Below are 15233 nucleotides of genomic sequence, written 5' to 3'. Positions count from 1 at the left end.
TGGAGTCCAGCAGTAAATTCGGGGTGTAGCTTAGCCTGGTAGAGCGCTACGTTCGGGACGTAGAGGCCGGAGGTTCGAATCCTCTCACCCCGACCAGAATTCAAGAAAAACCGCGCAAGCATTGCGCGGTTTTTTTTCGTCTGTAGCTCATGCACTGCGTTCCATGCGGCGCACGGGGCCGGAGCGGTCTTATCCGTTCGGCCAGCCGCCCCGGAACAGCCCTACCCCTCTGTTATAGTTTCCGCATCCGCCCCCCTCATTTTCTCGACGCGTGGACCACCTTCCCTTATGGGCGCAGATTTGCGCCGTCTTCGTCCTGCTCATCTGCTCCAGCTTCTTCTCCATCTCCGAAACGGCGATGATGGCGCTCAATCGCCATCGGCTCAAATACCTCGCCAATCACGGCACGCTCGGCGCGAAGACCACCCAGAAGCTGCTCGCGCGCACCGACCTGCTGCTTTCGGTGATCCTGATCGGCAACAACCTCTTCAACACCATCATCCCGGTCCTCACGACCTCGATCGCGCTCCATACGTTCGGCCGCAATAACCTCGTGCTCTCGATCGCAACGGGCATCGTTGCGTTTCTCATCATCGTGTTCGCGGAAATCACGCCGAAGATTGTGGGCGCAACGTTTCCGGAAAAAATCGCGCTGCCCGCGAGCCTCCTGATCGCTCCGCTCATGCGTGTGACGAAGCCACTCATCTGGTTCGTCAACATGTTCGCAAACACCATCCTGCGCATACTGCACATCAATACGCACAAGGCGCATGAACAGCGGCTCTCCACCGAGGAGCTGCGCACCATCGTGCTCGAGTCGGGCAGCTTCATGCCGACCAAGCACCGCAGCATCTTGCTGAACCTGTTCGATCTGGAGAACATCACGGTCGACGACGTGATGATTCCGCGCCGGCGCATCGAGGCGCTCGACTACGACGCCCCGCTCGAAGACATCCTGCATCAGCTCGAGACCTGCTATCACAACAAGCTCATCGTCTATCAAGGCGACATCGACCGTGTGCTTGGCGTGCTGCACGTGCGCAAGACGTTGGCCGCGCTGCACAACCAGGAATTCGAGCGCGAAACGCTGCGCGAACTGCTCGCCGAGCCGTATTTCGTGCCCACGGGCACGCCCGGATTCCAGCAACTTCAGTACTTCCAGGAAAGCCGCCATCGCATCGCGCTCGTCGTGAACGAGTACGGCGAGATGGAAGGGCTCGTGACGCCCGAGGACATCATCGAGGAGCTGATCGGCGAATTCACCACGTCGATGCCGCGCAGCGGCACCGGTCGCGGCGGCTGGAACGACGAAGGCGAATGCATCGTGCCGGGCAGCATGCCTCTGCGCGAACTCAATCGCTGGCTTCATATCAAGCTGCCCACGGACGGTCCGAAGACGCTCAACGGTCTGATCCTGGAAGTGCTCGAAGAGATTCCCGAAGGCGATGTGTGCCTGCAGATCGGCGATGTGAAGCTCGAAGTGCTGCGCAGCGACGACCAGGCCGTGCGCACGGTCAAGCTCTTCAAGCCAGGCGCCAAGCCGCGCCAGGGCACGCTGCAAAAAGCGAAGAAACTGCTGCCGGGACGTTAGCCGTTCGGCCAGGTGGCAGCGCTGTGCGCCACACGCCATGATGAAGGCGTCATCTGTTCGAGGCGGCTTTGCGCCGGCATGTCGATGCTTTCTACTCCTTATCGTGCGCCCCCCAGCGGCGCCGCGCCTTCCGAAGGAGGTATGAGCGGCGGGGCAATGGTACGCACACCTCCACCTGTTTCGGCGCCGCAGCTCGACGACGCCCCGGCCGTTCGCCTGCTCTCCGACACGCTGCGCGAAGCCGCGCGGCGCAACGCCTCCGATCTGCACATCGAGCCAATGGAACACGGCTGGCGCGTGCGTCTGCGCATCGACGGCGTGCTGCATGAAATGGCGCGCCCGCCGGCACATCTGCGCGATGCGTTCGTCACGCGCATCAAGGTGCTCGCGCGCATGGACATCGCCGAGCGGCGCGTTCCGCAGGACGGCAGGCTGCGGCTCTCGCCCACCGCGGCTTCGCAAGCCGCCGAGGACTATCGCGTAAATTCGCTGCCCACGCTTCACGGCGAAAAGCTCGTGTTGCGCAGGCTCGAAGCGCTTCCCGCGGACCTCTCTCTTGCCGAACTCGGGCTCGACGAAGCTCAACAACTCACAGTTGCCGAAGCGATCGGCGCACCGCATGGTCTTGTGCTAGTCACTGGCCCCACCGGCAGTGGCAAGACACTCTCGCTCTACTGCTTCCTGCAACGGCTCAACGGCACAGCGCGCAATCTCTGCTCGGTGGAAGATCCCGCCGAAATCCAGCTCGCGGGCATCAATCAGGTCAACGTGCGCGAGAAGGCCGGGCTCACCTTCGCGGTGGCACTGCGCGCTCTGCTGCGCCAGGACCCGGACGTCATCATGATCGGCGAGATTCGCGACGACGAAACCGCCAGCGTGGCAGTGAAGGCCGCGCAAACCGGCCATCTCGTACTCTCGACCGTGCACACGAACGACGCCAGCGCGGCCTGCGCGCGGCTCGTCGACATCGGCGTCGAACCGTACAACCTCGCGGGCGCGCTGCGGCTCGTCACGGCGCAACGTCTCGTGCGGCGGCTCTGTCCGCAATGCCGCGTGCGCGGCGAAGCTTCGCATGCGGTGCTTATGGCGGCGGGGCTGAATACACGCGACGGTGACATCGCTCAGCCTTACGTTGCGCGCGGCTGCGAGGCTTGCCATGGCATCGGCTATCGCGGACGCGTGGGCATTCACGAAATCTTGCCGATATCAGAGGCCATACGCGACCTGATCGTCACGGGGCGCGGCGCACACGAAATCGCTCGCGAAGCACACAGGAGCGGCGTGGCGACCTTGCGCGATGCGGCGCTCGCACGCGTGCGCGACGGCACCACGAGCCTCGCCGAAGCGCTCGCCGCAACGGAAGCGCCATGAACGCCGAGCGCGCCGAGCGAGGTCCATCCGAGTGGCGCTTCGCGTGGCGCGGTCTCGATGCATCGGGCGCGACGAAGCGTGGCACGTTGATCGCGCTCGACGCCACCGCTGTGCGCGTCGCGCTCAAGCGCGAGCGCATCACCGTGCTCGCCATCGAGCGCAGGGCAGGCGCCCCTGCGCCCAAGGCAAGCCATGCGGACGTCACGCGTTTCACACGCCAGCTCGCGAGCCTCCTGCGCGCGGGCCTGCCGCTTGCGCACGCGCTCGATCTGCTTGCGCAGTCGCCGGGGCCGCACGGCATGCCGCGCATTGCCGCGGCACTCGCACGCGACATCGCCGGCGGCCTGCGCTTTGCCGACTCGCTCGCGCGACATCCGGCGCGCTTCAACGCGCTTTATTGCCAGCTCGTCGCAGTCGGTGAAGCCTCGGGTGCGCTCACCGCCGTACTCGAGCGTCTCGCCGACGACCGCGAGCGTGCCGCTGCGCAGCGCGCCAGAGTGCGCGCCGCGCTCACCTACCCCGTCGCGGTGCTGCTGCTCGCGTTCGTCATTACCGCGGCGTTGCTGGTCTGGGTCGTGCCCACGTTCAAGCAGATCTTCGACGGCTTCGGCGCCGCGCTGCCCGCGCCCACTCAGTTCGTGCTAATGCTCTCGGCGGGCGCCGCGCGCTGGAGCGTGCCGGCCGCCGTCGCTGCGGCCGCCGGGACGCTCGCTCTGCGAGCCTGCCTACGCCGCTCAGAGACTGCGCGCATCGCGTTCGGACGCACGCTACTGAAGCTTCCGCTTTGCGGCGCGCTGCTCACCACACTGTGCGCGGCCCGCTGGAGCCGCGCGCTCGGCACGCTGCTAGCCGCCGGCACGCCGCTCGCAGACGCCTTCGACTCACTCGCGCACGCAAGCGGCAACGCATACTTCGATCGCGCGAGCGCGGGCATCAGCGAGCGCCTGCGGCGCGGCGAGCGGCTAGCCGCCGCCATGCGCGCGGCTGGATGCTTTCCGGCCGACGTGGTTCAGCCCGTTGCCGTTGCGGAAGAGTCGGGCGCGCTCGACGCCATGCTGCTCGACGTGGCCTCGCTCGCGGACCGTCAGGTCGACGAAAAAATCGCGCTCGTGTCGAGCCTGTGCGAGCCGCTCGTGATCGTCGTGCTCGGTGCGCTGGTCGGCGGCCTCGTCGTCGCGATGTATCTTCCCATCATTCAACTGGGCAACGTGGTGTAGCATCGCTGCCAGATTCCGGTTCCGTCTCATGCCCGTCCAACTACTTTCCGCGCCCGATTCCGCAACGCCGCTCGCAGCCGCTCTCGCCGGTCTGCCCTTCGGCGTGCTCATGGGTTTCAGCATTGCGTTCGGGCTCGTCATCGGCAGCTTTCTCAACGTGGTCGTGCACCGGCTGCCGATCATGCTGGAGCGCGCGTGGCGCGCCGATGTGGCCGAAGCGAGCGGTACGCCCGGCCCGCTCTTCGAAGACGACGGGCTGCCCGCGCGCTACAACCTCTGGCTCCCTCGCAGCGCGTGCCCGCACTGCGGCCACGTTCTGCGTGCCTGGGAAAACATTCCGGTGATCAGTTGGGTGGCGCTGCGCGGGCGCTGCTCGCACTGTCATGCGCGCGTGAGCGTGCGCTACCCTCTCATCGAACTCGCAAGCGCGGCTTGTGCGGCCGGCGCATTGCTCGCCTTCGGGCCCACCGGCAAGGCGCTCGCCGCGTTCGTGCTGTGCGCCGCGCTCATCGCCGCGAGCGCCATCGACCTCCAACACCAGATGCTGCACGACGAGATCACGCAGCCGCTGCTGTGGGCCGGGTTGCTGATCAACTTCGCCGGCACCTTCGTCACGCTGCGCGAAGCGGTGATCGGCGCTGTTGCAGGTTATCTGGCGCTTTGGTGCGTCTATTGGGTCTTCAAGCTGTTGCGTGGCGTCGAAGGCATGGGCCACGGAGACTTCAAACTGCTCGCCGCGCTCGGCGCGTGGCTCGGCTGGAGCGCGCTGCCGCAGATCGTCGTGATCGCCGCAGTGGCTGGCGCGCTCGTCGGCATCATTGCTACGCTGACAGGGCGCATGCGTTTCGAGGAGCCGCTGCCGTTCGGCCCGTATCTGGCCGCAGGCGCGCTCGTCACATTGTTTGCGGGCACACCGCTGTATGGCGTATTTGCGTGGGGGAACTGATCGAATGTTCGCGGTCGGATTGACGGGTGGCATCGGTAGCGGCAAGTCCACCGTTGCAGATTGCTTCGCAGCGCGCGGCGTGACGATCGTCGACACCGATCTCATCGCGCATCGCATTACCGCGCCGCATGGCGTCGCAATGGCGCAGATCGTCGCGGAATTCGGCCCTGAATTCGTCGCGCCGGACGGCTCGATGGACCGCGCGCGCATGCGTACACTCGTGTTCGGCGACGAGTCCGCGCGCAAGCGGCTCGAGGGCATCACGCACCCGCTGATCCGCTCCGAGGCCGAACGCGAAACGCGAGAAGCGAGCGGGCCTTACGTGATCGTGGTCGTGCCCTTGCTCGTTGAGTCGGGCACCTGGAAGACACGTGTCGATCGCGTGCTCACCGTCGATTGCAGCGTGGAAACCCAGATCGCTCGCGTGATGCGCCGCAATGGCTTCACACGTGAGCAGGTGCTCGCGATCATCGCGCGACAGGCCACGCGCGAGGCGCGCCTCGCGGCCGCCGACAACGTAGTGGTGAACGACGACGGTGCGACGCTCGAAACGCTCGCTCAGGATGTCGACGCATTGCATCAGACCTATCTCAAGCTCGCTGCCGCAAAGGCCAGTCAGGCTCAAAACGCGCCATCCGCGCGCGATTAGCGGGACACATCGGCCAGGCGCCAGGCCGGCGCGATTGCGACCGTAGTCCCACGGCATTAGAATGTCCTGCAATCCGTCACCTACCACGCCCGAGGCGAGCGCGCTTGATTCTTTACGAGTATCCCTTCAACGAGCGAATCCGAACGCTGCTGCGCCTCGAAGACCTGTTCGAGCGCTTCACGTTTTTCCTGACCCAGGAGGATCCGAGGGAACATCACGTCGCGCTCACGACGCTCTTCGAAATCGCCGAAGTCGCAGGCCGCGCCGACCTGAAGTCGGACCTCATGAAGGAACTCGAGCGGCAGCGCCAAACGCTCGCGCCGTTCCGCGGCAATCCCGGCATCGAGCAGAATGCGCTCGAAACCGTGCTGGGCGAAATCGAGCAAACGCTAGCCGGCCTCACGCAGATGCAAGGCAAGACGGGCCAGCATTTGATGGACAACGAGTGGCTCACGAGCATCCGCAGCCGCGCGATCATTCCCGGCGGCACCTGCAAGTTCGATCTGCCGTCGTACTACGCGTGGCAACAGTTGCATCCCGATCAACGCCGTCAGGACATCGCCAAGTGGGTCACGCCACTGCTGCCGTTGCGCGACGCGGCCGCCATCGTGCTGCGCCTCGCGCGCGAATCGGGCCAGGCGTCGAAGGTTATGGCCATGCAGGGCAGTTATCAGCAGATGCTGTCGGGCCGTGCATATCAGCTCATGCAAGTGCGCGTGGCACCGGATTTGCGCGTGATTCCCGAAGCGAGCGCCAACAAGTACATGCTGTGGGTGCGCTTCACGGTGCAGGATGGCGATCTGCGTCCGCGCGCCGTCGATCAGGACGTGCCGTTCCAGCTCACGCTCTGCAGCCTGTGAAACCGAACGCGAAGCCACGCCAGACTCAACGCAACCAAAGTTCTATCGCATGACCACTGTCGTCAAATGTCCGTCCTGCGGCAAGGAAGTCCGCTGGGTACCGGAAAACCGCTTCCGGCCTTTCTGCTCCGAACGTTGCAAGCAAATGGATCTCGGCGCATGGGCGGCCGAAAAGTATCGCATCGGCGGCGCCGACGACGAAACGCCGCCGGAAGACGCGCCGCCCACGGATACGCGCCAATAGACGGCGTTGCGTGCTTGCGCCAGATGAAAAAATAGGCCGCTGTGCATCACGCACAGCGGCCTTTTGCATCGTCGCGGCCCGTCAGGGATTACTCCGCCGCCAGCCACTCCAGCACGGGAATCGTCGCGGGCAAGAGCGGCTCGACGCTCGCCGGCAGCGACTGCCAGACGAACGCCTGGCCTTCGCGACCATGCGGCTCGCCGGTCCACTCGGTCACCTTGCAGAAGAAAAGCCGCACATAGGCATGCGGATAATCGTGCTCGAGCGTATGCCACAGGTGGCACGCCTTCACGTCGATGCCCAGTTCCTCGTGCAGCTCGCGCGCCAGCGCGGCTTCGACCGTCTCGCCCGCTTCCAGCTTGCCGCCTGGAAACTCCCAGTAGCCTGCATACGGCTTGCCTTCCGGGCGCTGCGCGAGCAGGTAGCGGCCATCGGGCTGCACCAGCACGCCCACCGCGACTTCCGTCACGGGGCGTGCGTTTGCGGGAGCATCCTTTGCGGCGTTGGCTTCGGCGTTCATGCCTCTTGCGCCTTCTTGCCCGACCAGTCGCGTGCGAACTGCCATGCCACGCGGCCCGAACGCGAGCCGCGCTCCAGCGCCCACACAAGCGCGTCGCCGCGCGCCGATTCGACTTCGGCGTCGTCGCAGCCGAAATGGCGCAGCCAGTGTCCGACGATCGTCAGATAGTCGTCCTGCTTGAACGGATAGAAGCTCACCCAAAGGCCAAAGCGCTCAGACAGCGAGATCTTCTCTTCCACCACTTCACCCGGATGTATCTCGCCGTCGGGCATGTGCTTATACGTCTCGTTGTCGCTCATGTACTCGGGCAGCAGATGGCGGCGGTTCGAGGTCGCGTAGATCAGCACGTTGTCCGACTGCGCGGCTACCGAGCCGTCCAGTGCCACCTTCAGCGCCTTGTAGCCCGATTCGCCTTCCTCGAACGAGAGGTCGTCGCAGAAAACGATGAAGCGCTCGGGGCGCGCCGAGATCAGATCGACGATATCGCCGAGGTCGTGCAGATCGTCCTTGTCGACTTCGATCAGGCGCAGACCGTCCTGCGCATACGCGTTCAGGCACGCCTTGATCAGCGACGACTTGCCGGTGCCGCGCGCGCCGGTGAGCAGCACGTTGTTCGCGGGCTTCTTCTGCACGAACTGGCGCGTGTTGCGGTCGATGAGATCTTTCTGTCGGTCGATGTTCTGCAGGTCATCGAGCGAGATCAGCGAGATTGCGGGCACCGGCTGCAGGAAGCCGCGCCCCTGGCGCTTGCGCCAGCGAAACGCGACGGCCGCGTTCCAGTCGACATCGGGTGCCGACGGCGGCAGCACGGCTTCGAGGCGGCCGAGCAGCGCTTCGGCGCGGGTCAAAAACTGTTCGAGCTTGTCCATGTGATAAAGGCGTGAATCAGGAACGGTAATCGGCGTTGATGCTCACGTAGTCGTGCGAGAGGTCGCAGGTCCAGATGGTGGCTTGCGCGTCGCCACGGCCGAGCAGCACGCGAATCAGGATCTCGCTCTTCTTCATGACGCGTTGGCCGTCTTCTTCGCGGTAGGCCGGGTTGCGGCCGCCCGCTTTCGCCACGAGCACGTCGTCGAGATAGAGGTCGATCTTGTCGACGTCGAGGTCCGTCACGCCCGCATAGCCGATGGCGGCCAGGATTCGGCCGAGGTTGGGGTCCGAGGCGTAGAACGCCGTCTTCACGAGCGGCGAGTGGCCGATCGCGTAGGCAATCTGACGGCACTCGGCGACGTCCTTCCCGCCTTCGACCTGCACGGTCATGAATTTGGTCGCGCCTTCGCCGTCACGCACGATCAGTTGCGAGAGTTCCTGGGCGACCGCCGTCACGGCGTCGCGCAGCGCGGCGTAGGCGGGCGTGTCCGTCGACGTGATCGCGGGCAGGCTAGCCTTGCCCGAGGCGATCATGATGAACGAGTCGTTGGTCGAGGTATCGCCGTCGATGGTGACGCAGTTGAACGAGCGGTCGGCCACGTACTTCACAAGCTCGTCGAGCACGGGCTGCGCAACGTTCGCGTCGAACGCCAGGAAGCCGAGCATGGTCGCCATGTTCGGCTTGATCATGCCCGCGCCCTTGCTGATGCCCGTGAACGTGATGGCGTGACCGTCGATCGTCACCTGACGCGACACGGCCTTCGGCAGCGTGTCGGTCGTCATGATGGCCTGTGCGGCGTCGTACCAGTGCGCAGCCTTGCGATTCTCCAGCGCGGCGGGCAGGCCAGCCTTCAGGCGGTCGATGGGCAGCGGCTCGAGAATCACGCCCGTCGAGAACGGCAGTACCTGCGAGGACTCGAGGCCCGCGAGGCGCGCGAGTTCGTCGCAGGTTTCGCGTGCGTGCTTCATGCCCGGCTCGCCCGTGCCCGCGTTCGCGTTGCCCGTGTTCACCACCAGCGCGCGAATACCTTTGCCGCCCGCGCGCACCTTCGCGAGATGCTCGCGGCAGACCGTCACCGGCGCGGCGCAGAAGCGGTTCAGCGTGAACACGCCGGCCACGCTCGCGCCTTCGTCGACGGAAATCACCAGCACGTCCTTGCGATTGGGCTTGCGGATGTTGGCTTCCGCCCAGCCGAGCGTCACGCCAGCGACCGGATGAAGTTGAGCGGGATCAATCGAGGGGAAATTGACAGCCATGGTGGCGACCTGTCGAAAAGGCGATGCCGGCCAAGGCGCTGGAGCCTGGCCGGCATCGGGATTCAGAACTCAAGGCCCGCCAGGAGCAGCGGGCCACCGGAATCTACGATCAAGCCTGCGTCACGTGATCTTGCCGTGACACAGCTTGTATTTCTTGCCGCTGCCGCAGGGGCACGGGTCGTTGCGACCGACCTTCGGCAGGTCGCTGCCCACCGGCGGCGTATGGCTCATGGCCGCGCCCACCATTGCGGCGGCTGCGTCGGCGGCCACGGGTGCGGCAGCCGCGGGAGCCTGCGCTGCGTCGGCTTCGGCGAACTCGGCATGACGGAACTCGACGTTCTCGACATGATGGCCCTGCTCTTCGATCTGCTCGGCCGCCTGTTCGAGTTGCTCCGGCGACTGGATCTGCACGTTCATCACGATACGCGTGACTTCGAGCTTCACGGCTTCGAGCATCGCAGCGAACAATTCGAACGCCTCGCGCTTGTACTCCTGCTTCGGGTTCTTCTGCGCATAGCCGCGCAGATGGATGCCCTGGCGCAGGTGGTCGAGCGCCGCGAGGTGTTCGCGCCAGCTGCGGTCGAGCGTTTGCAGCATGACCGAGCGCTCGAACGCGCTGAACGATTCGCGGCCCACGAGCGCGACCTTCTGCTCGTACGCTTCGTCGCCGGCGGCTTGCACCGCTTCGAGAATTTCATCGGCGTCGATCGACGACGACTCGTTGATCATCTCCTGGATCGCGAGATCGAGCTGCCATTCGTTGCGCAGCACTTCTTCGAGCTCGGGCACGTCCCACTGCTCTTCGATACTGCCGTGCGGCACGAACTGGCGCACGATGTCCGTGATCACGCCATGACGCATCGCGCCAATCGTTTCGGTGATGTCATGCGCTTCGAGCAGTTCATTGCGCTGCTGGTAGATCACCTTGCGCTGATCGTTCGACACGTCGTCGTATTCGAGCAGCTGCTTGCGGATGTCGAAGTTGCGCGCTTCGACCTTGCGTTGCGCCGACTCGATCGAACGCGTGACGATACCCGCCTCGATCGCCTCGCCTTCCGGCATCTTCAGGCGGTCCATGATCGCGCGCACGCGGTCGCCCGCGAAAATGCGCAGCAGCGGATCTTCGAGCGAGAGATAGAAACGCGACGAGCCCGGGTCGCCCTGACGGCCCGCACGGCCGCGCAGCTGGTTGTCGATCCGGCGCGATTCGTGACGCTCGGTGCCGATGATGTGCAGACCGCCCGCGGCCTTCACCTGATCGTGCAGCGTTTGCCACTCGTCGTGCAGTTGCTGGATGCGGCGCGCCTTTTCGTCGGCGGGAATCGCTTCGTCGGCTTCGATGAACGCGGCCTGCTTCTCCGCATTGCCGCCCAGCACGATGTCGGTACCGCGACCCGCCATGTTGGTGGCGATGGTGACGCGCTGCGGACGGCCCGCTTCGGCGACGATCGCGGCTTCACGCGCGTGCTGCTTCGCGTTGAGCACTTCGTGCGGCAGACCGGCCTTCGTGAGCAGGTTCGAAAGCAGCTCCGAGTTTTCGATCGACGTCGTGCCGACCAGCACCGGCTGACCACGCTCGTAGCATTCGCGGATATCGCGAATCACGGCGTCGTAGCGTTCGTTCGCCGTCTTGTAGATCTGATCCTGCTTGTCGATCCGCTTGGGTGTGCGGTTCGTCGGGACCACCACCGTTTCGAGGCCGTAGATCTCGTTGAATTCGTACGCTTCGGTGTCGGCCGTACCCGTCATGCCCGAAAGCTTCGCGTACATGCGGAAGTAGTTCTGGAACGTGATCGAAGCGAGCGTCTGGTTCTCGCTCTGGATCTTCACGTGCTCCTTCGCTTCCACGGCCTGATGCAGCCCGTCCGACCAGCGGCGGCCAGCCATGAGACGGCCGGTGAATTCGTCGACGATGATGACTTCGCCGTTCTGCACCACGTAGTGCTGGTCCTTGTAGAACAGCGTGTGCGCGCGCAGCGCGGCGTACACGTGGTGCATCAGCGTGATGTTCTGCGGCGCGTAGAGGCTTTCGCCCTGGCCGATCAGGCCCCACTCGGCGAGCATGCGCTCCGCCTTCTCGTGGCCCGATTCCGTGAGGAACACCTGGCGCGCCTTTTCGTCGAGCGTGTAGTCGCCCGGCTTTTCCACGCCCGTGCCGTCGGCCTTCTCTTCGCCGATCTGCTGCTCGAGCAGCGGCGGCAGCGCGTTCATGCGCACATAGAGTTCGGTGTGGTCTTCGGCCTGGCCCGAGATGATGAGCGGCGTACGCGCTTCGTCGATCAGGATCGAGTCCACCTCGTCGACCACGGCGAAGTTCAGCGCACGCTGCACGCGCGCCTCGGTCTCGTAGACCATGTTGTCGCGCAGGTAGTCGAAGCCGAACTCGTTGTTCGTACCGTAGGTGATGTCTGCCGCGTACGCTTCCTGCTTCATCGCGTGGTCCATCTGCGACAGGTTGATGCCGACGGAGAGACCGAGGAAGTTGTACAGACGCGCCATCCATTCGGCGTCGCGCTGCGCGAGGTAGTCGTTCACCGTCACGACGTGGACGCCGCGGCCCGACAGGGCATTCAGGTAGACGGGCAATGTGGCGACGAGCGTCTTGCCTTCGCCAGTGCGCATTTCAGCGATCTTGCCGTAATGCAGCACCATGCCGCCGATCAGCTGCACGTCGAAGTGGCGCATCTTCAGCACGCGCTTGCTCGCCTCGCGGCAAACAGCGAACGCCTCGGGCAGCAGTTCGTCCAGCGAGGTGCCGTTGGCCACGCGCTCGCGGAACTCGACCGTCTTCGCGCGCAGTTGCTCGTCGGTGTACTGCTCGATCTTCGGTTCGAGCGCGTTGATCGCCGCTACCGTCTTCTGATATTGCTTGATCAGGCGCTGATTGCGGCTGCCAAAGATTTTCTGTAAGAAACCGGTGGTCATCGGATCGGTGTCTGCGTCGCGGCTTCGGCCGGGATTCCTGAGGGTGGGTTCAGCTGACTGCGCGGTATCTACACTGCGCAACCGGACCGAAAGAACCTCGGCGGCTTTAGCCCAAAAATGGTGGATTCGAATCGGGCATTTTAGCACGCGCCCTCTCACCCGCCTGTGTCAGCGCGAAGACGGCTCTGGCGCGCGCGGTGCCCGCACGGACGGCCTTCCCGCCGTGCGGCGAAGGGCCGCGATGCGGCCCTGGCCGAACGGCCTGAGGCCGCTGGGATGAGCGCAGCGCAGGCTACAATGACACTACCGCAGGCAACGAGATGCCGCTTGCGCTCTCCCATCCATACGCCACATGAGCCGTTTCTCGCCGTTTTCAAGGTCCAGAGGACCACGCGTCCCCCAGCCGCTCGCCGAAGTGCTGAGCCGCACGGACGCGTTCGCGCCGCTGCGCGCCGGCGTCGAGCAGATCGCGTCGATCCAGCGCGACCTGAACGCACTGCTACCCGACTATCTTGCTGCGAGCGTCGAGCCCGGCTTCATCAAGGACGGCACGCTGGCCCTTTTCACCGCACACAACGCGCTCGCGGCACGGCTGCGGCATCTGGAGCCGCGTCTTGTGGCCGACCTGCAGGCGCGCGGCTGGGCGTTGAACAGCGTGCGCATCCGTGTGCGTCCGCAAGCCGTGAAAGATCCCGCGCCGCCCAAGCAGGCGCGCATGACACCGGCCGGCGCGGCAGCGCTTCAGGCACTCAGCGAATCGCTGGACGCTTCGCCGTTGCAGGCTGCCCTCGCGAAGATGGCGGCGCGCCACACGAAAAAACGCTAATTCGGCGCACTGAAATCCAACGAAACCGCGCAAAAAGAAAAAGGGCAGCTTGAAGCTGCCCTTTTTTGCGCCGGATCTCGCTCGAAACTCAGGCGAACGCCGTCTGCGCCTCGTAGCCGAAGCCGCGCGGCGCCTTCTGCGGATCGTCGAACGTGACGATCTCGTAGGCGTCCTCATTCGCGAGGAGTTCGCGCAGCAGCGCGTTATTCAGGCCGTGGCCCGACTTGTACGCGTCGTAGGCCGCCAGCAGCGGATGGCCGACCACGTACAGGTCGCCGATCGCGTCGAGCATCTTGTGCTTCACGAACTCGTCGTCGTAGCGCAGGCCGTCGTTGTTCAGAATGCGGTACTCGTCCAGCACGATGGCGTTGTCCATGCTGCCGCCGCGCGCGAGGCCCAGCTCGCGCATCATCTCGACTTCGTGCGCGAAGCCGAACGTGCGGGCGCGCGCGATTTCGCGCACGTACGAGGTATTCGCAAAGTCCACTTCGAGCGCCTGGCCCGTCTTGTCGACGGCCGGGTGGCGGAAATCGATCGTGAACTTGAGCTTGAAGCCGAAGTAAGGCTCGAGACGTGCGAACTTGTCGCCGTCGCGGATCTCCACAGGCTTCTTCACCTTGATGAACTTCTTCGGAGCGTTCTGCTCCTCAATACCCGCCGACTGGATCAGGAACACGAACGAAGCCGCGCTGCCGTCCATGATCGGAATTTCTTCTGCGGTTACGTCCACATAGAGGTTGTCGATGCCAAGGCCTGCGCAGGCGGACATGAGGTGCTCGATCGTCGAGACACGTGCGCCGTCTTTCTGCAGCACCGAGGCCAAGCGGGTGTCGCCAATCGCCATCGCCGATGCGGGGATATCCACCGGCGTCGGCAAATCCACGCGCGAAAACACGATGCCCGTGTTCGGCGCCGCCGGACGGAGCGTCAGGTCGACCTTGCGGCCCGAGTGCAGGCCGATGCCGACTGTCTTCACGATTGATTTGATGGTTCGCTGCTTCAACATGGTCTTCTTGCTCATTGAAAATCCCAATCGGGATTTTTTATTTCATAGCACGAATTATACTCCAGTTGCACCGAGTCCGTCGTTTCCACCGGCGTGACAAACTGTTTCCCTGTATTACCCATTAGGGATGGAGGGCGGGCCGATGCCCGGAACGGAGGCGTTCCCGGGGTGATCGGCCCGCTGGGCTCACGTAATCGCCTGTCACATTTCCGTCGCAGGTTCGCGTTGCATCAGGGCAACGCCGCGCCCGCGAACGGGTTCATGCGCGGCTCAACGTGGCAAGTATGCTCGCAGCATCGCTCACTTCGAACTTGCCGGGCGCTTCGACGTGCAGCGTCTTGACCACGCCGTCGTCGACCACCATCGCATAGCGCTGGGAGCGGATTCCCATGCCACGCGCCGACAAATCCTGCTCCAGTCCGAGTGCACGAGTCAACGCTGCGCTGCCGTCGGCCATCATGCGTACCTTGCCCGAGGTACGCTGATCGCGTCCCCACGCGCCCATGACGAACGCGTCGTTGACGGACACGCACCAGACCTCGTCGACACCGGCCGCGCGCAGCGCGTCAAAGTGTTCGACGTAACCCGGCACGTGCTTCGCGGAGCACGTAGGCGTGAACGCGCCAGGCAATCCGAAGATCACCACGCGCTTGCCCGCCGCTTCCTTTCGCACGTCGAAGCTGTTCGGCCCCAGCGTGCAACCCTCGCGCGCGTCTTCGACGAACTCGAAGAGGGTCGCTTCGGGCAGCGTTTCACCCTGTTTGATCATGACTCGTCCTTCGCAACGATGCGCAAGCGTGTCGCGCTAGCGTTTTGCAATGTTGGGCAACGATGTACTCCAAGGTTACACAGGATCGTGGGCGACACCGCGCCTGTCCCCCACGCTCTACGCGTGGCGGGCAACCGTCCCTGCCGCGCATCCTCGCGGATGCGGCCTTGCTGGTCTTGCTC

General features: G+C 64.6%; 14 protein-coding genes and 1 tRNA gene. 9 read left to right on the top strand and 6 right to left on the bottom strand.

What is annotated here, in order from left to right; all coding sequences use genetic code 11:
• Nucleotides 1–19 precede the first annotated feature (19 nt).
• From VSR72_RS19535 to VSR72_RS19500, 8 genes are all read left to right on the top strand, one after another.
• Nucleotides 20–96, top strand: a tRNA-Pro gene (locus VSR72_RS19535).
• 175 nt (nucleotides 97–271) lie between these two features.
• A complete protein-coding gene (locus tag VSR72_RS19530) occupies nucleotides 272–1591 on the top strand; it encodes an HlyC/CorC family transporter (RefSeq protein WP_342953997.1) in 1320 nt (439 codons plus the stop codon).
• A 156-nt stretch (nucleotides 1592–1747) separates the two neighbouring features.
• Nucleotides 1748–2962, top strand: coding sequence for a GspE/PulE family protein (locus tag VSR72_RS19525; RefSeq protein WP_342953996.1), 1215 nt, complete (start codon nucleotides 1748–1750; stop codon nucleotides 2960–2962).
• Nucleotides 2959–4179: a type II secretion system F family protein gene (locus tag VSR72_RS19520; RefSeq protein WP_342953995.1), complete on the top strand. Its 1221-nt coding sequence runs from the start codon at nucleotides 2959–2961 to the stop codon at nucleotides 4177–4179. Before VSR72_RS19525 ends, VSR72_RS19520 begins: the two co-directional genes overlap by 4 nt.
• Before the next feature lie 28 nt (nucleotides 4180–4207).
• A complete protein-coding gene (locus tag VSR72_RS19515) occupies nucleotides 4208–5125 on the top strand; it encodes an A24 family peptidase (RefSeq protein WP_342953994.1) in 918 nt (305 codons plus the stop codon).
• 4 nt (nucleotides 5126–5129) lie between these two features.
• On the top strand, nucleotides 5130–5774 hold the full coding sequence (gene coaE / locus VSR72_RS19510; protein WP_342953993.1) for a dephospho-CoA kinase: 645 nt from the start codon (nucleotides 5130–5132) through the stop codon (nucleotides 5772–5774).
• Nucleotides 5775–5878: 104 nt separating this feature from the next.
• Nucleotides 5879–6634, top strand: a complete 756-nt coding sequence (gene zapD, locus VSR72_RS19505) for a cell division protein ZapD (protein WP_342953992.1) — start codon at nucleotides 5879–5881, stop codon at nucleotides 6632–6634.
• Between the two features lie 49 nt (nucleotides 6635–6683).
• The gene (locus VSR72_RS19500) at nucleotides 6684–6878 is read left to right on the top strand and encodes a DNA gyrase inhibitor YacG (protein ID WP_069268498.1); all 195 of its coding nucleotides are present in this window, start codon (nucleotides 6684–6686) and stop codon (nucleotides 6876–6878) included.
• 88 nt (nucleotides 6879–6966) lie between these two features.
• Here the strand turns inward: VSR72_RS19500 and mutT are convergent, their stop codons facing one another.
• The 4 genes from mutT to secA all read right to left on the bottom strand — a co-directional run bounded on the left by mutT (nucleotide 6967) and on the right by secA (nucleotide 12450).
• A complete protein-coding gene (gene mutT / locus VSR72_RS19495; RefSeq protein ID WP_342953991.1) occupies nucleotides 6967–7398 on the bottom strand; it encodes an 8-oxo-dGTP diphosphatase MutT in 432 nt (143 codons plus the stop codon).
• A complete protein-coding gene (locus tag VSR72_RS19490; protein WP_342953990.1) occupies nucleotides 7395–8267 on the bottom strand; it encodes an ATP-binding protein in 873 nt (290 codons plus the stop codon). The genes mutT and VSR72_RS19490 overlap by 4 nt, the downstream gene beginning before the upstream one ends.
• A 16-nt stretch (nucleotides 8268–8283) precedes the next feature.
• The gene (gene argJ / locus VSR72_RS19485) at nucleotides 8284–9525 is read right to left on the bottom strand and encodes a bifunctional glutamate N-acetyltransferase/amino-acid acetyltransferase ArgJ (protein ID WP_342953989.1); all 1242 of its coding nucleotides are present in this window, start codon (nucleotides 9523–9525) and stop codon (nucleotides 8284–8286) included.
• Nucleotides 9526–9645: 120 nt separating this feature from the next.
• Nucleotides 9646–12450, bottom strand: coding sequence for a preprotein translocase subunit SecA (secA, locus tag VSR72_RS19480; protein ID WP_342953988.1), 2805 nt, complete (start codon nucleotides 12448–12450; stop codon nucleotides 9646–9648).
• A 352-nt stretch (nucleotides 12451–12802) separates the two neighbouring features.
• Between secA and VSR72_RS19475 the strand changes: the two genes are divergently transcribed.
• Nucleotides 12803–13276 (top strand): DciA family protein, encoded by a 474-nt coding sequence (locus tag VSR72_RS19475; RefSeq protein WP_342953987.1) that lies wholly within the window; start codon nucleotides 12803–12805, stop codon nucleotides 13274–13276.
• 88 nt (nucleotides 13277–13364) lie between these two features.
• On the opposite strand, the gene lpxC is transcribed toward VSR72_RS19475, so the two are convergent.
• Together lpxC and VSR72_RS19465 are read right to left on the bottom strand one after the other, a co-directional pair.
• Nucleotides 13365–14282 (bottom strand): UDP-3-O-acyl-N-acetylglucosamine deacetylase, encoded by a 918-nt coding sequence (lpxC, locus tag VSR72_RS19470; protein ID WP_028207797.1) that lies wholly within the window; start codon nucleotides 14280–14282, stop codon nucleotides 13365–13367.
• Nucleotides 14283–14541: 259 nt separating this feature from the next.
• Nucleotides 14542–15051, bottom strand: a complete 510-nt coding sequence (locus tag VSR72_RS19465; protein ID WP_342953986.1) for a peroxiredoxin — start codon at nucleotides 15049–15051, stop codon at nucleotides 14542–14544.
• Between the last annotated feature and the right edge of the window lie 182 nt (nucleotides 15052–15233).

It is taken from the genome of Paraburkholderia sp. JHI869 (genome assembly GCF_038900775.1).
GTDB lineage: Bacteria > Pseudomonadota > Gammaproteobacteria > Burkholderiales > Burkholderiaceae > Paraburkholderia.
Note: the sequence above shows the minus strand (reverse complement) of the source record. Positions and strands in the feature narration are given on the sequence as shown.